This window comes from Mycobacterium neglectum, from assembly GCF_002591975.1.
GTDB lineage: Bacteria > Actinomycetota > Actinomycetes > Mycobacteriales > Mycobacteriaceae > Mycobacterium > Mycobacterium neglectum.
The window spans coordinates 1-22,890 of the sequence record NZ_NVQE01000025.1; the positions used below are offsets into that span (position 1 = coordinate 1).

The 22,890-nt window shown below is 65.9% G+C and carries 21 protein-coding genes; 7 read left to right on the forward strand and 14 right to left on the reverse strand.

The window, feature by feature from the left end; all coding sequences use genetic code 11:
• Positions 1 to 255: 255 nt before the first annotated feature.
• The 3 genes from CSQ99_RS19130 to CSQ99_RS19140 are packed head-to-tail and all read left to right on the forward strand — an operon-like array spanning position 256 to position 1,831.
• A complete protein-coding gene (locus tag CSQ99_RS19130; protein WP_099040592.1) occupies positions 256 to 585 on the forward strand; it encodes an ArsR/SmtB family transcription factor in 330 nt (109 codons plus the stop codon).
• Positions 585 to 1,196: a cation efflux transmembrane domain-containing protein gene (locus CSQ99_RS19135; protein ID WP_099040593.1), complete on the forward strand. Its 612-nt coding sequence runs from the start codon at positions 585 to 587 to the stop codon at positions 1,194 to 1,196. The genes CSQ99_RS19130 and CSQ99_RS19135 overlap by 1 nt, the downstream gene beginning before the upstream one ends.
• A gap of 20 nt (positions 1,197 to 1,216) precedes the next feature.
• Positions 1,217 to 1,831: a methyltransferase family protein gene (locus tag CSQ99_RS19140; RefSeq protein WP_099040657.1), complete on the forward strand. Its 615-nt coding sequence runs from the start codon at positions 1,217 to 1,219 to the stop codon at positions 1,829 to 1,831.
• Here CSQ99_RS19140 and CSQ99_RS19145 read toward each other — a convergent pair.
• The gene (locus tag CSQ99_RS19145; RefSeq protein ID WP_099040594.1) at positions 1,828 to 3,870 is read right to left on the reverse strand and encodes an NAD(+) synthase; all 2,043 of its coding nucleotides are present in this window, start codon (positions 3,868 to 3,870) and stop codon (positions 1,828 to 1,830) included. The two genes, CSQ99_RS19140 and CSQ99_RS19145, sit on opposite strands and share 4 nt — an antisense overlap.
• Positions 3,871 to 3,913: 43 nt before the next feature.
• On the opposite strand from CSQ99_RS19145, the gene CSQ99_RS19150 reads away from it, so the two are divergent.
• From CSQ99_RS19150 to CSQ99_RS19165, 4 genes are all read left to right on the forward strand, one after another.
• On the forward strand, positions 3,914 to 4,453 hold the full coding sequence (locus tag CSQ99_RS19150) for a cysteine hydrolase family protein (protein WP_099040658.1): 540 nt from the start codon (positions 3,914 to 3,916) through the stop codon (positions 4,451 to 4,453).
• Positions 4,454 to 4,590: 137 nt separating this feature from the next.
• Positions 4,591 to 5,142, forward strand: coding sequence for an Hsp20/alpha crystallin family protein (locus tag CSQ99_RS19155; RefSeq protein ID WP_425437836.1), 552 nt, complete (start codon positions 4,591 to 4,593; stop codon positions 5,140 to 5,142).
• A gap of 15 nt (positions 5,143 to 5,157) precedes the next feature.
• Positions 5,158 to 6,006 (forward strand): NAD-dependent protein deacetylase, encoded by an 849-nt coding sequence (locus CSQ99_RS19160; RefSeq protein ID WP_099040596.1) that lies wholly within the window; start codon positions 5,158 to 5,160, stop codon positions 6,004 to 6,006.
• Positions 6,003 to 6,668 (forward strand): hypothetical protein, encoded by a 666-nt coding sequence (locus CSQ99_RS19165; protein ID WP_099040597.1) that lies wholly within the window; start codon positions 6,003 to 6,005, stop codon positions 6,666 to 6,668. The genes CSQ99_RS19160 and CSQ99_RS19165 overlap by 4 nt, the downstream gene beginning before the upstream one ends.
• A 176-nt stretch (positions 6,669 to 6,844) precedes the next feature.
• Here CSQ99_RS19165 and proB read toward each other — a convergent pair whose 3' ends face one another.
• From proB to CSQ99_RS19230, 13 genes are all read right to left on the reverse strand, one after another.
• Positions 6,845 to 7,942 (reverse strand): glutamate 5-kinase, encoded by a 1,098-nt coding sequence (gene proB / locus CSQ99_RS19170; RefSeq protein ID WP_099040598.1) that lies wholly within the window; start codon positions 7,940 to 7,942, stop codon positions 6,845 to 6,847.
• Complete coding sequence (obgE, locus tag CSQ99_RS19175; protein WP_099040599.1) at positions 7,939 to 9,384, reverse strand: GTPase ObgE; 1,446 nt, start codon at positions 9,382 to 9,384, stop codon at positions 7,939 to 7,941. The genes proB and obgE overlap by 4 nt, the downstream gene beginning before the upstream one ends.
• Positions 9,385 to 9,484: 100 nt before the next feature.
• Positions 9,485 to 9,754, reverse strand: coding sequence for a 50S ribosomal protein L27 (gene rpmA, locus CSQ99_RS19180; RefSeq protein ID WP_099040600.1), 270 nt, complete (start codon positions 9,752 to 9,754; stop codon positions 9,485 to 9,487).
• Positions 9,755 to 9,768: 14 nt separating this feature from the next.
• Positions 9,769 to 10,092: a 50S ribosomal protein L21 gene (gene rplU / locus CSQ99_RS19185; protein WP_099040601.1), complete on the reverse strand. Its 324-nt coding sequence runs from the start codon at positions 10,090 to 10,092 to the stop codon at positions 9,769 to 9,771.
• Between the two features lie 164 nt (positions 10,093 to 10,256).
• Positions 10,257 to 10,667, reverse strand: coding sequence for a PPOX class F420-dependent oxidoreductase (locus CSQ99_RS19190; RefSeq protein WP_099040602.1), 411 nt, complete (start codon positions 10,665 to 10,667; stop codon positions 10,257 to 10,259).
• Positions 10,668 to 10,670: 3 nt separating this feature from the next.
• Positions 10,671 to 13,463: a ribonuclease E gene (gene rne / locus CSQ99_RS19195; RefSeq protein WP_099040603.1), complete on the reverse strand. Its 2,793-nt coding sequence runs from the start codon at positions 13,461 to 13,463 to the stop codon at positions 10,671 to 10,673.
• A gap of 315 nt (positions 13,464 to 13,778) precedes the next feature.
• The gene (gene ndk / locus CSQ99_RS19200; protein WP_099040604.1) at positions 13,779 to 14,198 is read right to left on the reverse strand and encodes a nucleoside-diphosphate kinase; all 420 of its coding nucleotides are present in this window, start codon (positions 14,196 to 14,198) and stop codon (positions 13,779 to 13,781) included.
• A gap of 9 nt (positions 14,199 to 14,207) precedes the next feature.
• Positions 14,208 to 14,609 (reverse strand): DUF4233 domain-containing protein, encoded by a 402-nt coding sequence (locus CSQ99_RS19205; protein WP_099040605.1) that lies wholly within the window; start codon positions 14,607 to 14,609, stop codon positions 14,208 to 14,210.
• Entirely contained in the window at positions 14,606 to 16,030 is a 1,425-nt protein-coding gene (folC, locus tag CSQ99_RS19210) for a bifunctional tetrahydrofolate synthase/dihydrofolate synthase (RefSeq protein WP_099040606.1), read from the reverse strand. Before folC ends, CSQ99_RS19205 begins: the two co-directional genes overlap by 4 nt.
• The gene (locus CSQ99_RS19215) at positions 16,027 to 18,678 is read right to left on the reverse strand and encodes a valine--tRNA ligase (RefSeq protein WP_099040607.1); all 2,652 of its coding nucleotides are present in this window, start codon (positions 18,676 to 18,678) and stop codon (positions 16,027 to 16,029) included. Before CSQ99_RS19215 ends, folC begins: the two co-directional genes overlap by 4 nt.
• A gap of 135 nt (positions 18,679 to 18,813) precedes the next feature.
• Complete coding sequence (locus CSQ99_RS19220) at positions 18,814 to 19,431, reverse strand: DUF937 domain-containing protein (RefSeq protein WP_099040608.1); 618 nt, start codon at positions 19,429 to 19,431, stop codon at positions 18,814 to 18,816.
• 98 nt (positions 19,432 to 19,529) lie between these two features.
• Positions 19,530 to 20,783 carry a saccharopine dehydrogenase family protein gene (locus CSQ99_RS19225; protein WP_099040609.1) on the reverse strand — a complete coding sequence of 418 codons (1,254 nt, stop codon included), beginning with the start codon at positions 20,781 to 20,783 and terminating at the stop codon, positions 19,530 to 19,532.
• A gap of 10 nt (positions 20,784 to 20,793) precedes the next feature.
• Positions 20,794 to 22,788 (reverse strand): S9 family peptidase, encoded by a 1,995-nt coding sequence (locus tag CSQ99_RS19230; protein WP_099040610.1) that lies wholly within the window; start codon positions 22,786 to 22,788, stop codon positions 20,794 to 20,796.
• Positions 22,789 to 22,890: the final 102 nt, after the last annotated feature.

A 22,890-nucleotide genomic window follows, 5' to 3' on the forward strand; every position in this document is an offset into this window, starting at 1 on the left:
TTCAGCGGCAACCGACTCGTCCGCGCATTCACCGCCGACCCCACCCGATACCACCAACGCGCCGAGACAAACACCCGTACCTACCGCACCCGCGAACCCAAACCGGCACCATGAGTGTCAGCGATGTACCGAGACATAAGTGTCAGCGATGTCCCGAGACACCACAAGTCGCTGAGCGGTCGTCTGCGCACCGAAATCACAACCGGCCTTAGTTCAGTCTATTTTGAATACAGCCATTTATGTACTATCTGTCTCATGCAGACGGCCACTCGCATCGATGCGCTCTCACGATTCGGATACGCACTGTCCGACTCCACCCGAGCCGAGATCCTGCTGACGCTGCGCGAGGGGCCGGGCTACCCGTCCGACCTGGCCGACAAGATCGGGGTGTCGCGCCAGATCCTGTCCAATCACCTCGCCTGCCTGCGGGGCTGCGGATTGGTGGTCGCCCAACCCGAGGGCCGCCGCAGCCGGTACGAACTGGCCGACACGCGCATCGCCCACGCCCTCGACGATCTGATCGGCTTGGTGCTCGACGTCGACCCGGCCTGCTGCCCCGCCGCCGAAACCGACAACTGCTGCTGATGACGGCCGCACCCGCGACGCGGCGAGCGCTCCTCACCCGCCGCATCCGCCTGCTCGTCGCCGCGACCATCGCCTACAACGTGGTCGAGGCGGTAGTCGCGCTGGCCGAAGGCACCAGAGTGTCGTCGTCGGCGCTCATCGGCTTCGGACTCGATTCCGTGGTCGAGATCGCGTCGGCGGCCGCCGTCGCGTGGCAGTTTTCGGCCGTCGACCCCGAGACCCGCGAGAAGACGGCGCTGCGCTTCATCGCGTTCTCGTTCTTCGCACTCGCGGCCTACGTCACCGTCGACGCGGTGCGCGCTTTGGCCGGCGTAGGTGAGGCGCGCCCGTCGACCGTCGGCATCGTGCTCGCGGCACTCAGCCTCGCGATCATGCCAGTGCTGTCGCTGGCCCAACGGTGCGCCGGCCGTGAACTCGGATCCCGTTCGGCCGTCGCGGATTCCAAGCAGACGCTGCTGTGCACCTACCTGTCCGCGATCCTGCTAGCCGGCCTGCTGCTCAACAGCCTGCTCGGATGGTCGTGGGCCGACCCTGTCGCGGCGCTCGGCATCGCCGCGATCGCCGTACGCGAAGGCGTCAACGCATGGCGTGGAGACCCGTGCTGCCCGTAAACATCCAGGAAGGACCAGATATGCCCATCGTCGCGCTCGTACTGTTCGCAGTGTTCGCGGTACTCGGATTCGGTTGGCGCAGTTGGGAACAGCGACGCCGAACCGGATCTACCGGATTCCGCGGCATCTCCGGCCGCCCGGGGTCCATCGAATGGTTCGCCGGAGTGGGGTTCATCGTGGCCGAGGGTGTGGCGGTCTTTGGGCTGATTCTGCAGCTGCTCGGCGTGGTGTCGCCGCTGGACTTCCTGCACACGCCATGGATACAGATCGCCGGCGCCGCCATCGCGGTGCTCGGTATCGCCACCACCGTCTACGCCCAACTGGACATGGGCGACTCGTGGCGGATCGGCGTCGACAAGAGCGAGACGACCACATTGGTGCGAAGTGGCGTCTTCGGATGGGTCCGCAACCCGATCTTCACGGCGATGATGACGTTCGGTCTCGGAATCGCGCTGCTGGCACCGAACCTGGTGGCGCTGGCCGGTTTCGCGATCCTCGTCATCACGATCGAACTTCAGGTCCGCACCGTCGAGGAGCCCTACCTGCTGTCCACGCACGGCGACGCTTATCGCGACTATCTCGCAAGCGTCGGCCGGTTCGTCCCCGGCATCGGGCGCCTCGCGAATCAGCGCTAGTCTTCCGGGATTTCGCGTTCGATCTCGTCCAGCCAGATGCGCGCCGACATGTCCGACGGCGCCCGCCAGTCGCCGCGCGGCGACAACGATCCGCCATGCGACACCTTCGGGCCGTTGGGCATCGCCGACCGCTTGAACTGGGAGAACGAGTAGTACCGTTGCGCGAACACCTGCAGCCAGTGGCGAATCTCCTTGAGCGAGTAAGCCGGGCGTCTGTCCTCCGGGAAACCGGCCGGCCAGTCGCCGCGCTCGGGGTCGCTCCAGGCATGCCACGCCAGGAACGCGATCTTCGACGGCCTGAACCCGTACCGCAGCACGCTGAACAGCGAGAAGTCCTGAAGCACATACGGCCCCACCTTCGCCTCGCTGCTCTGGATCTCCTCGTCCTCGCCGGTGGGCACCAATTCGGGGGTGATCTCGGTGTCCAGCACCGACTGCAGCAGCTCGTTGACGGTGTCGTCGAACTGGTGTGACGAGGCGACCCAGCGGATCAGGTGCTGGATCAACGTCTTGGGCACGCCGCCGTTGACGTTGTAGTGAGACATCTGATCGCCGACACCGTAGGTGGACCAGCCGAGTGCGAGTTCGGAGAGATCGCCGGTGCCCAGGACGATTCCGCCGCGCTGGTTGGCCAGGCGGAACAGGTAGTCGGTGCGAAGGCCGGCCTGCACGTTCTCGAAGGTGACGTCATAGACCTTGTCGCCGCGCGCGAACGGGTGGCCCATCTCCTTGAGCATCAGTTCCGCCGTGGATCTGATGTCGAGTTCTTCGAATGTGACTCCGAGTGCGGCCGCCAGCCGGGTGGCGTTGGCCTTGGTGCGATCGCCGGTCGCGAATCCCGGCAGCGTGAACGCGAGAATGTCGCTGCGGGGCCGGCCTTCTCGATCCATGGCGTGGGCGGCGACGATCAGCGCGTGCGTCGAGTCGAGTCCGCCCGAAACTCCCAGTACTACTTTCGGGTAGTCCAGTGCGCGCAGTCGCTGCTCGAGCCCGGCGACCTGAATGCTGTAGGCCTCATAGCAATCCTGTTGCAGCCGTGTCGGATCCGCGGGAACGAAGGGAAAGCGCTCCACCTCGCGAAGCAGTCCGATGTCACCGGCGGGCGGATCGAGCGCGAACTCGACGCGCCGGAAGGATTCGGGGGTTATGCCGTGATGGATGCGGTTGTCGTCGAAGGTGCCCATCCGCAGCCGCTCGGAGCGCAACAGTTCGAGGTCGACATCGGCAGTCGAACGTCGCTCCCCCTTGGGGAAACGCTCGGACTGCGCGAGGCAACGGCCGTTCTCCCACACCATCGTCTGGCCATCCCAGGCCAGATCCGTGGTGGATTCGCCTTCGCCGGCCGCCGCGTAGACATACGCGGCGAGGCAGCGCGACGACGCGGAGCGAGCCAGCAGGGCACGGTCATCGGCGCGGCCGATCGTGATCGGGCTGCCGGACAGGTTGATCAGCACCGTCGCGCCCGCGAGCGCGGCCTCTGCGCTCGGAGGCACGGGCACGAACATGTCCTCGCAGATCTCGACGTGCAACACGAAGCCGGGCACGTCGGTCGCGGTGAACAGCAGATCGGGACCGAATGGCACGTCCGAATCGCCCATCCGGATCGCCCCGCGCACCACATCGCCTGCCGCCATCTGGCGTCGCTCATAGAACTCGCGATAGGTCGGCAGGTAAGACTTCGGCACGACGCCGAGCACGCGGCCGCGGTGGATGACCACGGCGGTGTTGTAGATCCGGTGCGCGTACCGCAGCGGCGCCCCGATGACGAGAACCGGCAGCAACTCCTCGGAGGCCACCACGACGTCGCGCAGCGCGTCCTCGACCGCGTCGAGCAGCGTGTCCTGCAGCAGGATGTCCTCGATCGAATATCCCGACAGCGTCAGTTCGGGGAACACCGCCAACCCGACGCTGTCGTCGTGACACTCCCGCGCGATCCGCAGCACCGACCCCGCGTTGGCGGCGGGGTCGGCGAGGGCCGTCCGGTGAGTACAGGCGGCCACGCGGACGAAGCCCTGCCCATACGCCGAGAAAAAGTCCATGACACATTGTTGCGCGAAATCGGATCGGGGTATGCAACTCACCGTGAGTAAGACTGCGCTGCTGGTCATCGACGTGATGAACACCTATGAACACAAGGATGCTGACGCGCTCGCGACCAGTGTCGCCAGGATCGTCGATCCGTTGGCGCGCCTGATCTCACGGGCTCGCGACCGAGACGACGTCGACGTCATCTACGTCAACGACAACTACGGCGACTTCACCGCGGACTTCGAGGACATCGTCAGGGCCGCCCTGAACGGGAAACGTTCAGATCTGGTCTCACCCCTCGCCCCCGGCGATGACAGCTTGCGGGTGCTCAAGGTGCGTCACAGCGCGTTCTACGCCAGCTCACTCGCGTATCTACTCCGCCGGCTGGCGACCGAGCGACTGATCATCACCGGGCAGGTCACCGAACAGTGCATCCTTTACAGCGCGCTCGACGCCTATGTGCGGCACTTCTCGTTCATCGTCCCACCCGATTGTGTGGCGACCATCGATCCCGAGCTCGGCGATGCCGCGCTGACCATGATGGACAAGAACATGCACGCCGAGCTCGTCCCCTCCGAGAAGTGCCTGCGCTGACGCCGTCGTCGACCTTGTGTTGGCTTGCAGTTCGCTCACACGCACCACAGCGGATTCGGCGATTTTCCCTGCGCCGCGCATTGTAGGTCGGCGACCGTTCGCTCGTATCCGTCACCGCGTGCCATCCTGGAGGAATCGTGAATAAGCTTGCCGTGCAACGTCAGTCACGTCCCTTACTTCCTGAGCTGTCTGAGCTTTTCAACAACTTCTCAACTGGTTTTCCGACGTTCGCCACTCTGCCGTCGATCGCCGGTCTGCGTCCGTTCTTCGACAGCAATCTCCTCCGCATGGAGGACGAGACCCGCGAAGGCCTCTACCTGGTCCGCGCTGAACTTCCCGGGCTCGACCCGATCGAGGACATCGAGGTCACCGTCCGCGACGGACAGCTGACGATCAAGGCCGACCGGAGCCAGTCGGACGATACGAACGGGCGCTCGGAGTTCTCCTACGGATCCTTCGCGCGCACGATCATGCTGCCCGCCGACGCCGAGGAAGACGAGATCAACGCCACCTACGATCGCGGCATCCTCACCGTCTTGGTTCCGCTGTCCGAAGAGGCGTCGGCCGAGAAGCACGTCGAGGTGATCGAGACGATCCTCGTGGACGACGACGACGAAAACGACGACGAGGACGAAGACGCGCCGGCTGAGCGCCCGGCCGACGACGAACAGGAGCAGCCCGCCGGCTGAACTACCCTGGACGGGGTGGACGCACCTGAGCTCGTAGCCCTGCTGCGGGGTCGTCGGGTTGCCGTGCTGACGGGCGCCGGGATGTCCACGGATTCCGGGATTCCTGACTACCGCGGGCCGGACTCACCGCCGAGCAACCCGATGACCATTCGGCAATTCACCTCCGACCCTGAGTTTCGGCAGCGGTACTGGGCGCGTAATCACGTCGGCTGGCGGCACATGGCCGAAACGTTGCCCAACGCCGGGCATCGGGCACTGGCGGCGCTGGAACGCGGAGGCGTCGTCTCCGGACTGATCACCCAGAACGTCGACCTCCTGCACACCAAGGCGGGCAGCAACACCGTCGTCAACCTGCACGGCACGTATGCAGAAGTGATCTGTCTCGACTGCGGATTCACGATGCCCCGCGCCGCGCTTGCCGACCTTCTGGAAGGCGCGAATCCGGGCTTCCTCGAGCGCGCGGAGGCGGTGGGCGGCATCGCCGTGGCCCCGGATGCCGATGCGATCGTCGACGACACCGCGACGTTCGCGATCATCGACTGTCCGCGCTGCGGCGGCATGCTCAAGCCCGACATCGTCTACTTCGGCGAGAATGTGCCGAAAGATCGTGTCCAACAGGCATATTCACTTGTCGACAATGCGGATGCCCTGCTGGTCGCCGGCTCGTCACTGACGGTCTATTCGGGTTTCCGATTCGTCCGGCACGCGGCCGCGCTGGGCATCCCGGTCGCGATCATCAACCGTGGACGCACTCGCGGCGACGACTTTGCGACGGTCAAGATCGACACCGGCTGCTCGGAGATGCTCGCACTGCTGGCCGACGAACTACCTGCGGCCGCAAGCTCGGCTGGAATGAATCGGTGACAACAGCCACAGACGATGACGACGCCTCCTGGCTGCAGTCCGTCCTGAACAGCCATCGACCCGAGCCCGGCCCCGTCTCCGGCCGATGGGCGCTTGGCGTCGGTGACATGATCGCGAATCACTCGCTGACGCCACGCAAGCTGGGCGGGTTGCTCCGCAGGCTCAACTACTTCGGCGGCGTTGCGATCAGCGAAGATGCGGTGGAATTCGACGGCGACGATGTCAAGTGGGCCGATGTGGAAGAGATCCGCACCCGCAGCCTGATCGAGTACATGTTCACCGGCGGTCTGGACAGTCAGATCGACAAGCTGCCGTTGCCGTGGTTCCCGTTCCGCAGACACGTGATCGGGGCGATATCCCGGGCGGCGCTGACGCTGCTACTGGCAGCGGCGAAGCAGCAGCTCGAGGGTGGCGCGATGGACATCCGCATACCCGCCGAGGTGCACTACCGCGGCATGTTGCGCTCCCGCGAGTTGACGCCGGGCATGCTTGCCGCGGTCATCCTGGCGGACCCCGCCGTGCGGGCATGCTTCGAGGCGACGGCGGAGGCCCACGGTGTGAGCGTGACTCCCGCCGAGGACGACGTCATGGAGGACGCGGACGAGCGTGCCGAGCAGATCAAGTCGATGCTCGCCAAGCTCCAGGACCGCCTCCACCAGTGATTTGTGGAGTCGTAGCCGCCGCCATCCGAATGTCCATCGCCGTCACCTTCTGGGCCATGAACCATCGTGGTCGCGGCCCTACTCAGGTGTCAGCGATGTCCCGCGACATAAGTGTCAGCGATGTCCCGAGACACCACACCGCGGTCAGCGCGGCTACGACTCCACAAATCGCAACGCTAGACGGCGACCAGATCGTCGGCGTGCACTACGGGCCGGCGCATCTCGGCCGGCAGGTCCGACGTCGACCGGCCCAACATGGTGGCCAGTTCCGCGTGGTCGTAGGCCACCACGCCGCGCGCCACCATCGTCGCGTCCTGCGATCGCAGTTCGACGACATCGCCGCCGTAGAAGCGGCCCGATACGGCGGTGATGCCGGCCGGCAGCAGCGACCGCCGCTGGCGGACAACAGCGCGCACCGCACCGTCGTCAAGCGTGATCGCCCCGGATGCCTCCGCGGCGTAACGAACCCAGAACCTCCGCGCCGACATGCGTTCGGGGCGCGGCGCAAATACGGTGCCCACCGATGCGTCGACGAGCGCGGTGGCGGCGTCGCTCGCCGCGGCCAGTAGCACCGGCACGCCCGCGTCCGCTGCCAGCAGCGCCGACGACAACTTCGACGCCATCCCTCCGGTACCCAGGTGACTGCCGCGCCCTGCGACGACCCCGTCGAGGTCGGCCGGTCCGGATACTTCAGAAATCAAGCGCGCGTTGACCTTGCGCGGATCAGAGTCGTAGAGACCGTCGACATCCGACAGCAGCACCAGCGCATCGGCCCCGACAAGATGGGCGACCAGGGCGGAGAGCCGGTCATTATCGCCGAAGCGGATCTCATTGGTGGCGACGGTGTCGTTCTCGTTGACGATCGCGACCGCGTGGAGCACTCTCAGCCGGTCCAGCGTGCGCTGCGCATTGGTGTGCTGTGCCCGCATCGAGATGTCATGTGCGGTCAGCAGCACCTGACCGACGGTGCGCTCGTAGCGGGCGAACGCGGTGTTCCACGCATTCACCAGCGCCACCTGTCCGACGCTGGCCGCAGCCTGTTTGGTGGCCAGATCGGCGGGCCGCTTGGACAGCCGCAGCGGTTCGATGCCCGCGGCGATCGCGCCCGACGACACGATCACCACGTCCGAACCCGCCTTCATGCGGGCCTCGATGGCCTCGGCCAAGGTCGCCAACCTGCCGACGTCGAAAACGCCGGACGGTGTGGTCAGCGCGGTGGTGCCCACCTTGACGACGATGCGGCGTGCCGTCCGGATGGCCTCCCGGTGGGTCACGACTCACCGCCGGGGCGGCGTCGCTCGCGACGGGCGGCCTTTCGCTCTGGGGCCCGCGGCCGATCCGTCTGCTCGAGCCGCACGTCGGTCCCGCGCCCGGACAGCGGCAGGTCGACGCCTGCCGGGGTTTGCGGTTCCCAATCGAACGTCATGTCGCCGATGGTGACCGCGCATCCGGGTTTGGCGCCGAGGCGCAGCAATTCGTCTTCGACACCGAGGCGAGCCAGCCGGTCGCCCAGGTAGCCGACGGCCTCGTCGTTGGTGAAATCCGTTTGAGCTATCCAGCGTTCGGGACGCGCGCCGCGCACGATGAAGCCGCCGTCTCCGTCCGATTCGACGGTGAATCCACTTTCGTTCACCGGGACAGGCCGGATCACCGGCCTGCGGGGCACAACGGCCGGTTGCGACTCCCGATAAGCAGACACCATGTCCCACAGTGCAAACGTCAACGGCCGCAAACCCTCTCGCGACACCGTTGACACTTCGAAAACCGGCCAACCGAAGCGACGGCTGACCTCCTCGCGCACGAAGTCGGCGAGCTCGCGCGCGTCCGGCACGTCGATTTTGTTGAGCACAACGGCCCGCGGCCGCGACGCCAGGTCGCCCAACGTCGTATCACCCTGCAGCGTCGGGGTGTACGCAGCCAGCTCGGCCTCAAGCGCCTCGATATCGGAAACCGGATCGCGGCCGGGTTCCAACGTCGCGCAGTCGACGACGTGCACCAGCACCGCGCATCGCTCGATATGCCTCAGGAATTCCAGTCCGAGTCCACGTCCTTCGGAGGCGCCGGGGATCAGGCCGGGGACGTCGGCGACGGTGAAGGTGTGCTCCCCCGCCGACACCACCCCCAGATTGGGCGTCAGCGTGGTGAACGGATAGTCGGCGATCTTGGGCTTCGCCGCAGAAATGGCCGAGACCAGCGACGACTTCCCAGCGGACGGGAATCCGACGAGGCCGATGTCGGCGACCGTCTTCAGTTCCAGGGTGAGATCGCGAATCTGCCCCTTCTCGCCGAGCAGCGCGAACCCCGGCGCCCTACGCGCTCGTGACGCCAGCGCGGCATTGCCGAGCCCGCCGCGACCGCCCGCCGCCGCATCGAAGCGCGTCCCGGCACCGACCAGGTCGGCGAGCAGTCGGCCCTTCTCATCGAGGACGACGGTGCCATCGGGCACCCTGACCTCTAGGTCGGCGCCTGCGGCCCCGTCACGGTTGCCGCCCATGCCCTGCTTGCCAGACGGAGCGTCGACATGGGGATGAAAGTGGAAATCGAGCAGGGTGTGCACCTGCGGATCGACGACCAGCACGACGCTTCCGCCGCGCCCGCCGTTGCCGCCGTCGGGACCCCCGAGGGGTTTGAACTTTTCGCGATGGACCGAGGCGCAGCCGTGACCACCGTTGCCCGCCTTCGCGTGAATCAAGACGCGGTCGACGAACCGGGGCATGTGCGCTACTCCGTCCTTTGTCCGTGCCGAAAACTACGTTTGCAGAGAAACCGCGAGTACCCAGCTGCAAAACGTCGATTTCGACATCAAGGAGCGAGTACTAGGCCTCCTGAGAGACCGCCGGTCGCACGACGCTGACCGTCTTGCGGCCGCGCTTGCTGCCGAAGGTGACGGCACCGGGTGCCGTGGCGAACAGCGTGTCGTCGCCGCCGCGGCCGACGTTCACACCGGGGTGGAAGTGGGTACCGCGCTGGCGGACGATGATCTCGCCTGCCTTGACGATCTGGCCGCCGAAGCGCTTGACGCCCAGCCGCTGAGCGTTCGAATCGCGACCGTTACGTGAGCTGGAAGCGCCCTTCTTGTGTGCCATCTGTTCGCCTCCTGCTACTTGATTCCGGTGACCTTGAGGACCGTCAGCTGCTGACGGTGGCCCTGCCGCTTGTGATAGCCGGTCTTGTTCTTGAACTTGTGAATGCGGATCTTGGGGCCCTTGGTGTGCTCGAGGATCTCGCCGGTGACGGCGACCTTCTCCAGCGCCTTGACGTCGCTGGTGACCTTCGCGCCGTCGACCACCAGGGCCACGGGCAGCGACACCTTCGCGCCGGGCTCGGAGTCGAGCTTTTCGACCTTGACCACGTCTCCAACCGCGACCTTGTACTGCTTGCCACCGGTCTTGACGATTGCGTACGTGGCTTTCTCGGCTGCCATCGGTCCTTCTTCTTGTCGTCTCTGGGCGCGCGCTACTGGAAGCTGCGCATGTCTGGGTTTCCGGGTCTTACTGGTCTTTCCGGGCCGCCGGCCTTCAAGCCTGGCGACAACTGCTCAAGATTACTTGAGTCGCGCGCCGAGGGTCAAATCACCGCAGGTCACGCCTAATGCACCGTACGTCTGGCCGGATACCACTGCTCACCGGCGGGCTCACCTGCCAGATTCCAGCTCCACGAGACTCGCGGGGTGATCCGGCTGTAGAGGCCCGGACCCATCACCCCCACCCGTTCGACCGGCGGTTCGGCGATCCCATAAACGCGCACTGACCTGGCGATGAACGGCTGCATCGACACCACGTCGTCGACCACCAGGGAAACCTCCGCGCGGCCCGCGCCGATATTGCGGAACTTGCGGGTCTTCAGGACCTGCGCACCGATGCCGCCCACCCAGATGGCCGAATCTTCGACCTCGAAGGCGACGGGAACAACGTCTGGTCCGCCATCGGCGTTGACGGTGGCCAGTCGCGCGACTGGCTGCGTTCGGAGGTACGCCGTTTCGTCGTCGGAGAACCCCACCGCTCAGTCCTCGTTGATCGGCGGTCCAGCTGGCCTGGCGGCGGCACGCCGTCGATGCCGACCGGCCGGATTGACCGCCTGAGCAGGTTCAGGTTCGTCGAAGTCTTCCTCGTCGGAGTCGTCATCATCGTCATCGGAGTCGTCGTCATCGTCCGACTCATCATCGTCATCATCGGAGTCGTCATCGTCGTCATCATCCGAGTCGTCGTCATCATCCGAGTCGTCGTCATCGTCGGAGTCGTCGTCATCGTCGGAGTCGTCGTCGGAGCCGATGACCTCGATGTCGTCATCGTCTTCATCGTCGTCATCGTCCTCGAGGTCGATGTCGTCCTCATCGGACTCGTCTTCGTCCTCCGAGTCCTCGAAATCCTCGTCGGCGGTCTCGGCGACGGCTTCGCGAATGGTGTCCGTGTCGACCTCGGCGACTTCCTCGGGCGCGGTCTCCGACTCGTCCTCATTCTCATCGTCGTCGTCCTCGGGGCGACCGTTCGCCGCCGCCATGGCCTTGAACATCGGATGCTCGCCCGCAGGATGCGGGGGCACCTTGGCGAGGGCGACATCCTCGGACTCGGCCTTGCCTCCACGCTTGCCGCGCTTGCCGCGACGGCCACCCGTCTCCGATTTGCGCCCGGCAGTCGCCCCGGAGTCCACGGGATCACCGTGCAGCAATATGCCCCTGCCACCGCAATCCGGACATGTCGTCGAGAAGGCCTCGATCAGCCCGGTACCCAACTTCTTTCGCGTCAGCTGCACGAGCCCCAGCGATGTCACCTCGGAGACCTGATGACGGGTGCGGTCGCGCGCGAGCGCTTCGGTCAGGCGACGCAGCACCAGGTCTCGGTTGGACTCCAGAACCATGTCGATGAAATCGATGACGATGATGCCGCCGATATCGCGCAACCTCAGCTGGCGAACGATCTCCTCCGCGGCCTCGAGGTTGTTGCGAGTGACGGTCTGCTCCAGGTTTCCACCCGAACCGGTGAACTTGCCGGTGTTTACGTCGACCACGGTCATGGCCTCGGTGCGATCGATGACCAACGTGCCACCGGACGGCAGCCATACCTTGCGATCCATGGCTTTGGTCAGCTGCTCGTCGATGCGGTGCACCGCGAACACGTCCGGACCGTCAGCTGCGGCGGTGTCGTATTTGCTCATGCGTGGAACAAGCTCAGGCGCAACCGAATTCACATATTCGTTGATGGTGTTCCACGCCTCGTCACCGGACACGATGAGACCGGTGAAGTCCTCGTTGAACAGGTCTCGGATGACCTTCACCAGCACGTCGGGCTCTTCGTAGAGCGCGATGGCGGCGCCGGCGGCCTTTTTCTTGGTCTCGATGGCCTTGGACTCGATCTGTGTCCAGCGTTCCTGCAGCCGATTGACGTCGGTGCGGATGTCGTCTTCCTTGACGCCCTCCGACGCGGTGCGGATGATCACACCCGCCTCGGCGGGTACGACCTCGCGGAGGATCTCCTTGAGCCGCTGCCGTTCGGTATCAGGCAGCTTGCGGCTGATTCCCGTCGACGACGCGCCCGGTACGTAGACGAGATACCGGCCGGCCAGCGAGACCTGTGTGGTCAGCCGGGCGCCCTTGTGTCCTACCGGATCCTTGCTGACCTGGACGACGACGTAGTCACCGGGCTTGAGGGCTTGTTCAATCTTGCGGGCCGCTCCGCCGAGACCGGCTGCCTCCCAGTTCACTTCGCCCGCGTACAGCACACCGTTGCGACCGCGGCCGATGTCGACGAAGGCAGCCTCCATCGATGGCAGCACGTTCTGCACGATTCCCAGATAGATGTTGCCGACCAGCGACGTCTGTGCCGCCGACGTCACGAAATGCTCTACCACGACGCCGTCTTCGAGCACGGCGATCTGGGTGTAGCGCGCGCCCTCGTGCGGCGGCTCGGTGCGGACCTTGTCGCGAACCACCATCATCCGCTCGACGGCCTCACGCCGGGCGAGGAACTCGGCCTCGCTCAGGATCGGCGGACGGCGACGGCCGGCGTCACGGCCGTCACGACGGCGCTGCCGCTTGGCCTCCAACCGTGTCGATCCGTTGATGCCCTGGATTTCGCCGTCACCGGACTTGGAAGATTTGTCTCCCCGACCGGACTTGCGCGGCTCGCGCTCGTGGACCACGGTGTTCGGCGGATCATCTGTGGATCCACTCTCGCCGTCATCGCCGGAGCCCGACTTGCGGCGTCGCCGACGCCGACGGCGACGCGTGGTGCCGTCACCGCCCGCACCGTCGTCATCACCGTTGTCGTCGTCGGAGTCCTCGGAATCGTCCGAGTCGTCCGAATCGTCACCGGAATCGCTTTCGTCCGAGTCGTCGCCGTTCTGCTCCCCGCGACCTCGCCCACGCCCACGGCGTCCACGGCGCCGACGTCGGGCGGACGGCTTGTCGGGCTGCTCATCGTCGGAATCCGACCCGGCGTCCTCGGCGTCGCCGTCGTCGTCGTCATCGTCATCGTCGTCCGCGTCGTACTGGACCCGGATCGGCTGAGGCGCCATGAACAGCGGCTGATAGTGGGCACGCTCCGGGGCGTCCTGGGCGGTCTCGAGTATCAGTCGGGATTCGGGCTCGTCCCCGTCGACGTCGGGCGCCGAAATCTCCGGCTCGACTTCAGCGGACTCAGCCTCGGTCACTTCAGCGGACACCGCCTGCGCGCCGATACCAGGGTCGGGCTCATCAGGCTGCTCAGCCAGCGCCTGGACGTTCAGCGTGTCGGGCTGACCGTCCTGGGCGGGCGGTGTCTCTTCTGATTGGGCTTCTGTGTAGGCATCGTCGGCCACGTAGTCTCCTTTAGCCCCCGGGCGCGTCCTGTTTGACGCGGCCACGCGAGGGCTTCCGCTATTGACTCGGGTTCACTTCGCCCGAGCTTGTTATGGTCTCGCCCCGAGCAATCCCCTGGTTGGAACTGTTTCGGTGCCGGTCTGAATGATGGCTGGACGGTCTGCGCCGCACCGCGCGTGGCGATGGTCGCGCACGTCTAAGTCTTCATTCGGGCATCCGCCCCCCTTGGTTAAGGAGCCGGCTACCCGCGCCCAGTATCCCACATCACGCCGCGCCACCTGACCAAGCTGGCCGAGCTTGGTCATTTGCGGTGTCTACGCGCCGGGGAACCAGAGGTCGATTTCGCGGGCGGCGGACTCCGGCGAATCCGAGCCATGCACCAGGTTGTCCTGGGTGATCAGCGCGAAATCGCCGCGGATCGTGCCGGGCGCAGCCTTCTCCACGGGGTCGGTTCCGCCGGCGATCTGGCGAAACGCCGCGATGGCCCGCGGGCCTTCCACGATGGCCGCGACGACGGGCCCGGAGGTGATGAACTCCAGCAACGACCCGAAAAAGGGCTTGCCGTCGTGCTCCGCGTAGTGCTTGCGAGCCAGTTCGTCGTTGACGTCCTGCAACTGCAGCGCCGCGACAGTCAGGCCTTTGCGTTCGATCCGGCCGAGAATCTCTCCGATCAGACGCCGCTGGACGCCGTCGGGCTTGATCAATACGAGGGTCCGCTCGGTCGGTTCAGTCACGGCGACAGCCTACTGGCTCGTCTCGGGTGGCCCCTGTTGGCCGGGCAGGAGCCCGCGCTTCTGGCGGCGCAGGACCTCGAATCGCAGATAGGCGATGAACAGCCAAACTCCGAGGAAAACCAGCCCGATGAAACCGATGGCGCCGTGGACGACGACGCCGGCGATCACCACCACCTGCAGCGTCAGGTTGGCCCAGATGGCCCAGGACCGGCCCTGGATTCCGGCGAACATCACCAGCACCAGGGCGAGCCCGACCAGATATCCGCCGCTGGCCGCCGACAGGCCGCCGCCGATCCGCGCCACCACCGGCAGCGCGAGCAGCACGACGATCGCCTCCAGGATCAGGGTGCCTGCCATCACGCCGCGAAAGCTCTTCCACGGGTCGGGCTGGCCTTGTGGTTGCTCGGTCATTCGGGTTCCCTGCCGAACAGCGTGCGCGCCGCGCCTGCGGTGACGACCGAACCGGTGATCACCATGCCCACCCCGCCGAAGCCCCCGAGACCCTCACCCTCGGTACCGGCTTCTTCGACGAGCGCGGTTGCCGTCTCGATCGCGTCGGGCAGCGTCTGCGCGGTGATCACCCGCTCCTGGCCGAAGCGCTCCTCCGCGCGGATCGCCAGCGTCTCGACGTCCAACGCTCTAGGCGAACCGTTGTGGGTCACCACGATCTGGTCGAACACCGGTTCCAACGCGGCGAGGATACCGTCGATGTCCTTGTCAGCCATCACCGAGACGACGCCGACGAGAAACCGGAAGTCGAATTCGGATCCCAGCGCCTGCGCCAATGCGGCAGCCCCGGCCGGATTGTGTGCGGCGTCGATGAAAACCGTTGGGGCACTGCGCAGCCGCTCTAACCGACCGGGACTGGTGACAGCGGCGAAGCCTGCCCGCACCGTGTCGATATCCAGCTGCCGCTGCGCCCCCGCCCCGAAGAACGCCTCTACGGCGGCCAGTGCCACCACCGCGTTGTGCGCCTGATGTTCACCGTGCAGAGGTAGGAAGATTTCGCTATACGTCCCGCCGAGGCCCTGCAATTCGAGCAACTGTCCGCCGATGGCGGTCTGCCTGTCGAGCACCGCGAATTCCGAATCTTCGCGTGCCACGGCGGCGTCGGCACTCACCGCCTGTGCGAGCAGAACCTCCATCGCTTCGGGCAACTGACGGCCGATCACCGCGACGGTGCTCAGATCTGCGCCCGAAGGCACGAGCTCGTCCTCCTGCTTCTTGATGACACCGGCCTTCTCACCGGCGATCTCGGCGATGGTGTCGCCCAGATAGTCGGCGTGGTCCACCCCGATCGGGGTGATGACCGCCACGGGCGCATCGATGACATTGGTGGCGTCCCAGCGCCCGCCGAGACCGACCTCGACGACTGCCACGTCGACCGGTGCGTCGGCGAACGCGGCGAACGCCATCCCGGTGACGACCTCGAACTTGCTCATTGCCGGACCGCCTGCCGCTTCGGATTGCTGGTCGACGAGGTGCACGAACGGTTCGATCTCGCGATAGGTCTCCACGTATTTCGCCGGACTGATCGGCAGTCCGTCGATCGATATGCGCTCGACCGCGGACTGCAGATGCGGGCTGGTGGTGCGGCCGGTGCGACGGCTGAACGCGGTCAGCAGCGCATCAACCATGCGGGCCACCGACGTCTTGCCATTCGTTCCCGCGATGTGGATCGACGGGTAGCCCCGCTGCGGTGAGCCGAGAAGTTCCATCAACGCAGAGATGCGGGTCGTGCTGGGTTCGAGCTTTGTTTCCGGCCAACGCTGATCGAGCAGATGCTCAACCTGGAGCAGCGACGCGATCTCGTCGGGGGTGGGATCGGTCATTTCATCCCGGCGAGGCGGGCCGTGATCCGGTCGACCTCTTCTCGGGCCACCTGCTGGCGATTGCGGATCTTGTCGACCACGTCGGCGGGCGCCTTGGCCAGGAACGCGTCGTTGCCGAGCTTGCCTTCAGTACCCGACAGTTCCTTCTGCGCGGCGGCCAGATCCTTTTCGAGTCTGCGCCGTTCAGCAGCGACGTCGACGGTGGACGAGGTGTCCAACTCCACCACCACCGTGGCTTGCGACAGCCTCACCTCGACCGCGGCCGACGGGGTGAAGCCGTCCTGGGCCGCAGTCAGCCAGGCCAGCGCGGTGATGGCGGGAAGCTGCGCCGCTAGGTCTGCCTTCGCCACGTCGGACAGCCGCGCGGGCACCCGCTGCCGATCGTTGAGGCCCTGATCGCTGCGGAACCGCCGAATCTCGGTGATCAGCTTCTGCATATCGATGATGCGCTGTGTCGCAACCGAATCGACAGCGAAGCCGGAGGGCTGCGGCCAGTCGGCGATGACCAGCGACTCGCCGCCGGTCAACGTCTTCCACAGCACCTCGGTGACGAATGGCATCACTGGATGCAGCAGCTTGAGCAGCGAGTCGAGCACCGAGGCAAGCACCGCCGTCGTGTGAGTCTCGCCGTCCGCGAGCTGCACCTTGGCCAGCTCGACGTACCAGTCGCAGAACTCGTCCCAGGCGAAGTGGTACAGCGACTCGCACGCACGGCTGAACTCGTAGCTGTCCAACGCCGAATCGACCTCGGTGCGAACCTCTTCCAGCCGCCCGAGAATCCACCGATCGGCGTCGGTCAGCTGCCCGGCTTCGGGCAACGCCGCGGGTGCAGCGCCGTTCATCAACGCGAAACGGGTTGCGTTGAACAGCTTGGTGGCGAAGTTGCGCGACGCACGAGCGTGGTCCTCGCCGATGGACAGGTCGCCGCCGGGGCTCGCGCCGCGGGCAAGGGTGAAGCGAAGCGCGTCGGCACCGAACTTGTCGACCCAGTCGAGGGGATCGATGCCGTTGCCGCGCGACTTACTCATCTTGCGGCCGAACTCGTCGCGGATCAGCCCGTGCAGGAAGACGTTCTCGAAAGGCACCTGCGGTCCGCGGCGCCCCTCGCTCGTGATGGCGGGATCGTCGGCGACGAAGGTGCCGAACATCATCATCCGCGCCACCCAGAAGAACAGGATGTCGTAGCCGGTGACCAGAACCGTTGTGGGGTAGAACTTCTCCAGCTCTTGTGTGTGTTCGGGCCAGCCCATGGTCGAGAACGGCCACAGCGCCGAGGAGAACCACGTGTCCAGGACGTCGGGGTCCTGCTCCCAGCCCGCAGGCGGGGTTTCGTCGGGACCGACGCACATCATGTCGCCGTCGGGGCCGTGCCATATCGGGATCCGATGGCCCCACCAGAGCTGACGTGAGATGCACCAGTCGTGCATGTTGTCGACCCACGCGAACCAGCGCGGCTCAAGACTCGGTGGGTGAATCACGGTCCGGTGCTCACGCACAGCGTCGCCCGCGGCGGCCGCCAGCGATTCGACCTTGACCCACCACTGCAACGACAGCCGCGGTTCGATGGGCTCGCCGCTGCGCTCGGAGTGACCGACGCTGTGCAGGTACGGCCGCTTCTCGGCGACAACGCGCCCTTGTTCCGCCAGCGCTTCGCGGACCTTGACGCGCGCATCGAAGCGGTCCAGGCCGTCGAATTCGGTTCCGGTGTCGGCGATCCGGCCCTTGGTGTCCATCATCGTCGGCATCGGCAACTGATGACGCATGCCGATCTCGAAGTCGTTCGGATCGTGGGCAGGGGTGACTTTGACTGCGCCTGTGCCGAACTCGGGGTCGACGTGCTCGTCGGCGACGATGATCATCTCGCGGTCGACGAACGGGTGCGGCAGGGTTTTGCCGACCAGATCGCGATAGCGCTCGTCGTCGGGGTGCACCGCGATCGCCGTGTCGCCCAGCATCGTCTCGACCCGGGTGGTGGCTACCACGATGTGCGGCTCGTCGTCGCGCAACGAGCCGTAACGGAACGACACCAGCTCGCCTTCGACGTCCTCGTACTTGACCTCCAGGTCCGACACGGCGGTCTCAAGGACCGGCGACCAGTTCACCAGCCGCTCGGCGCGGTAGATCAACCCGGCGTCGAACAGCCTCTTGAAGATGGTGCGCACCGCACGGGACAGGCCGTCGTCCATGGTGAACCGGTCTCGGCTCCAGTCGACGCCGTCGCCGAGCCGCCGCATCTGCACCGCGATGGTGCCACCGGAGTCGCGTTTCCAGTCCCACACCTTGTCGACGAACAGTTCGCGACCGAAGTCTTCCTTGGTCTTGCCGTCGACGGCGAGCTGCTTCTCGACGACGCTCTGGGTGGCGATGCCGGCGTGGTCCATCCCGGGCAGCCACAACACCTCGAAGCCCTGCATGCGCTTGCGCCGCGTCAGCGCGTCCATCAACGTGTGATCGAGGGCATGGCCCATGTGCAGACTGCCGGTCACGTTCGGAGGCGGCAGGACGATCGAGTACGGGGGCTTCTCGCTGGAGGCATCGGCCTGGAAATAGCCGGCGTCGACCCAACCCTCGTAGAGGTCGCTCTCGACCGCGCCGGGATCCCAGGATTTGGGCAGGGCATCAAGGCCGGGGCGGGAGCTGTCGGTCACCCCGCAAGTCTAGAAACACTGGACGGGCTGAGCCCACGCGGGACGCGAGCAGGCGTAAAAGGGCCCAGCACGCCGCGACATCGGTGCGGTTTCGTCCGTCCCCAGGCCGCGCCGGGGGTCCTCGTCCAGAGGAAGTTACTTCTTGCCGCCGAGCAGGCCGCCGAGAATCTCTCCGATCGGGTTGCTCTGACCACCGCCGCCACCGCCAAGCACGCTACCCAGGATGCTGCCCAGCGGGTTGTTGCCACCGCCACCGGCTCCACCGGCACCACCCAGAATGCTGCCAAGGATGTCACCGAGGCCCCCGCCGCCGGCCGGCGCCGCCTGAGTCTCGGCCGGCGCCGAGCCCTTGGTCAGTTGCTTGCCGATGTAGGCCAGCACGATCGGCGCCAGGATCGGCAGCAGTTGCTTGATCAAGTTGCCGCCGCCTGCGCCCTGACCCGCCAACGCTGAAGCCACGGCCCCGCTGTCGTTGCCGCCGAAGATCTTCGCGACGAACTGGTCGCCTTGCTTCTCATCGACCTGGTCGACGCTGACGCCGCCGTCGAGCAGACCGCTCGCGCCCTGCTCGGCCACGGCGGACTCGAGGTCGCTGGAGTCGATCTGGTTGGCCTGGACGTTCTCGGCCAGACCGCCGACCAATGCGGGCACCAGGGTGCGAATTGCTTTGTTCACTTCGCCTTCATCGGCGCCGATCTTGGACGCGATGTCCTGTACCGGAATTTGTGCGTAGAGATCGTCGAGACCAGCCATTACCTGCCCACCTTCATTGCTGGGATATGCACTGTGTGACGTTGCCTTAACCAGTCCAAACTAGTTCAACCGATCTTGGCGCACAGGCGTTCAGCGCTTCAGGCCAGTCGCGTTGTCTCCAAAAACACTTCGGCTGCGGGCAATCGGTCCATCAACACATCGCCCATCGCCGCCGCCGGTGTGAGGACACCGCGCAGATCAGAGAGCCGGTCACGGTCGAACGCCAGCCCCAGCGCGGACTCCCCCAGCAAGACCGCCGTGGCCTTGTATCCCGGGTCGCCCTTCTGCGACATGGTCGCCCGGTAGCGGGCGCCGGTTGTTGTGGTGGTGTACGTCTCCACGGTGTAATGGCCGCGTTCGCGCGTGCGTTCACTGGGCCCAGTGCCCGGCTTCGGGACGATGCGCTCGACGAGCTTGCCCGGCAGCCGGTTGAAGTAGCGGCTCCCCATGGCCATCGTCACCTTGTTCACCCCTGCGCTCACCGCGGCCGTCAGTGGCGCGGCAACGGAGCGGCCCATACTCATCTGCTCGGCATACTCGAACCGCCGACCGTAGGCGTAATCCAATAATGCATTGCTGCGGCGCACAATTCGCGTGTTCGCGGCGGCCATCACGAAGGGCCCGACCCAGTAGCCCTCGAGCTCACGGGCAATATCACCGCCACGACGCCAGCGCAGGTCCGGCTGGCCGCCGAGTTCCGGTTCGGCGGCACGATCGGGCGTCAAGGTGTAGGGATCGTTCATCACACGCCTGGCCTCGTGGTCGGTCGAGGCCGCACGCATCAACTCCAGCATCGATGCGACCGTTCCGCCTGACACTCCTCCTGCGAAAGTTCGCACCACCAGGTTGGTGTCGGTGAGCTGACCCGTGTTGTCCTGTCCCGCGCTACGGTGCAGTGCAAATACGGTGAGATCCGAAGGGATGGAGTCGAATCCGCATGAGTGGACGATACGAGCACCGGTGTCGATCGCCTGCTTGTGATACAGGTCGATGCATTCGCGGATGAAGAGGCCTTCACCGGTCAAGTCGGCGTAGTCGGTTCCCGCGGCAGCGCACGCGGCCACCAACGGCAGCCCGTACTTCAGGTAAGGCCCGACGGTTGTCACGACGACCTGCGTCCGGGCTGCCATGGCGTTTAGCGAGGACGGCTGTGAAGCGTCGGCCGCAATCAGCTCCCAGGATTGCGCCGCCTCCCCTAACGACTCCCGTACCGCGAGCAGCTTCTCCGGTGACCGGCCGGCCAACGCGATACGCGCGTCACCGGCCGCTTTCGCCAGATACTCGGCCGTCAGTTTGCCCACGAAGCCGCTTGCTCCGTACAGGACGATGTCGAACTCACGCTCGGTGCTCATGGGCGCGACGCTACCCGAGCGCCTCCGGCAATTCGATGTCCTCACCGAGGACGTGGCGGCTCAGAAACGCGGTCACGACCTGGTACCAGAGCTTCGCGTGCTGCGGGCTCAGGACCCAATGATTTTCCGATGGAAAGTAAAGGAATTGGTGCGGACTGGTGCCGTCGTCGGCCGCAGGCAGTCGCGATTCGGTCAGCAGGCCGAACCAGAGGCGCAGCGCTTCTCCGATCGGCACGCGATAGTCCTTGTCGCCGTGGATGACCAGCATCGGTGTGCCGATCTCACCGACATAATTGTGAGGTGAGTTTGCCGCCGCCATTTCCGGCGTCATCTCCCGCATCCAGTAGTACGACGAATCGGTGGTGACGCCGAACTGGTCGAGCGCCCACAGGCTCGCGTGGGTGACGATGGCGTCGAACCGATCCGTATGTCCGGCAACCCAATTGGCCATGTATCCGCCGAACGATCCACCCATCGCCGCCGTCCGGTCGGCGTCCACCCCGGGGTGCGCGCACGCGGCGTCCGTGGCAGCCATCAGATCGTTGTATGGGGCGCTCCCCCAGGATCCCCAGCCCCGCTGGATGAAGTCCTGTCCGTAGCCGGTGGACAGACCGGGGTCAGGAAGCAACACCGCATACCCGCGGGCGGCCAGCAGCCACGGATTCCATCGCCACGACCAGACGTTCCAGCTGCCGAGTGGGCCGCCGTGAATCCACAACAGCAGCGGGGCGGGAGCGTCGCCGTCCGGCAACACCAGCCACGACCGCACCCGAGTGCCGTCGGTGGCCGTCGCCTCGACATCGGTGAGTGTGCCGGGCAGCAGTGGCCGATCGACGCAGGGCAACTCGGTGACGGCCCCATCTGGATCGATGCGCACCGGATGGGGCGGCGCGGCGTAGGAACTACGCAACGCGTAGAGCACACCGCCGGGCGCGGTGCTGACATCGGAATAGGCGTAGTCGTCAAACGTCACCTGGGTGACAGTGCCGCCATCCGGATCGATGGAGAAGATCGGGCCACGGCCGTCCTGGTCGGCGGTGACGATCAGTGCCGAACCGTCGTGCGACCACGTCACCGACGTCGGCCAGCGATCCCAGTCCAGTGCCACGTCGATCGGCGTCTGACCGAAACGCAACAAGCACAGTGTGATTCGCGGCGCCATCTCAGGTGTCGAGTACGACTCGCGGGCGTAGGCGACCGCTGACCCACCCGGTGCGATCGCCGGGCTCCACAGGTCGGCATCAGCGTCGTCTGCGATCACGGTCCGCTCACCGCTTTCGGTGTCGATACGCACCAGTACGACGTGCCTGGAAGCGCCTGCGGCCGGCTGCTGCCAGCTGGTGACCACGAACCTGCCGTCGTGACTGACATCGAAGTCCGCGTCCCGCAACGCACTTGACGGTGATTCGGTCAAGTCCTGCGGCGCGCTGCCGTCGAGAGCAGTGCCGAACAGGTGAGGCTCGCCGGGTCCGAGGTCCTTGTCCCAGTGCCGAATCGGATAACCCGTGTGCAGGATCGCGTTGACTTTGGTGTCCTTGCGCAGATCCCGTACGCGGCGATCGTCGTCGATGCTGCGGGCCGAGGGCATCATCGGCCCACTCACCACAACGAAGTCGGCGTCGCTTGCGGTGCGCACGGTCTCGACTCCGCCGGGCAATGCGAGTGCCTCGAAAGCCTCGCCGCCTGCCGCGGGTAGACGCCACAGCGCCGCGGGCGCCTTGTCGTCGTCTTCGTTCGGGCGGCTCGCGACGAACAGCACGTCCCCGCCTGCGGTGAACACCGGTGCAGACTCGCCCTTGGCGCCACGGGTCAGTCGCCGCGCCTGCTGTGCGCCCGCGGGGTCGACCTCCCACACGGCGCTGATGAACTCGGTGCGCTTGTCGTTCAGTTCCGCGACGGTGGTCACCACGCGGCTTCCGTCGGGCGACACCGCAAGCCCCGACACACGTTGCAGCGCGAGGTAGGCATCGAGGTCGCCGAAGGGCGTCGGCTCGGTCATGTCCATGTTGGTAGCACATGCCCCGCCGGGCCAATCCCCGGCCGAGCTGCGAGCTACCGCCACGGCGACCAGCACGCTTCTCGTCTTCGACCGGTAGGACCACACGCT

Bases quoted from the DNA above. Each gene is read 5' to 3' on its own strand.
- CSQ99_RS19220 (WP_099040608.1), bottom strand. From the start codon at position 19,431: ATGGCTGGTCTCGACGATCTCTACGCACAAATTCCGGTACAGGACATC.
- rplU (WP_099040601.1), bottom strand. From the start codon at position 10,092: ATGGCAGCCGAGAAAGCCACGTACGCAATCGTCAAGACCGGTGGCAAG.
- rpmA (WP_099040600.1), bottom strand. From the start codon at position 9,754: ATGGCACACAAGAAGGGCGCTTCCAGCTCACGTAACGGTCGCGATTCG.
- CSQ99_RS19230 (WP_099040610.1), bottom strand. From the start codon at position 22,788: ATGGACATGACCGAGCCGACGCCCTTCGGCGACCTCGATGCCTACCTC.
- folC (WP_099040606.1), bottom strand. From the start codon at position 16,030: ATGACCGATCCCACCCCCGACGAGATCGCGTCGCTGCTCCAGGTTGAG.
- CSQ99_RS19145 (WP_099040594.1), bottom strand. From the start codon at position 3,870: ATGGACTTTTTCTCGGCGTATGGGCAGGGCTTCGTCCGCGTGGCCGCC.
- CSQ99_RS19130 (WP_099040592.1), top strand. From the start codon at position 256: ATGCAGACGGCCACTCGCATCGATGCGCTCTCACGATTCGGATACGCA.
- CSQ99_RS19225 (WP_099040609.1), bottom strand. From the start codon at position 20,783: ATGAGCACCGAGCGTGAGTTCGACATCGTCCTGTACGGAGCAAGCGGC.
- CSQ99_RS19135 (WP_099040593.1), top strand. From the start codon at position 585: ATGACGGCCGCACCCGCGACGCGGCGAGCGCTCCTCACCCGCCGCATC.
- CSQ99_RS19140 (WP_099040657.1), top strand. From the start codon at position 1,217: ATGCCCATCGTCGCGCTCGTACTGTTCGCAGTGTTCGCGGTACTCGGA.
- obgE (WP_099040599.1), bottom strand. From the start codon at position 9,384: ATGCCCCGGTTCGTCGACCGCGTCTTGATTCACGCGAAGGCGGGCAAC.
- CSQ99_RS19205 (WP_099040605.1), bottom strand. From the start codon at position 14,609: ATGACCGAGCAACCACAAGGCCAGCCCGACCCGTGGAAGAGCTTTCGC.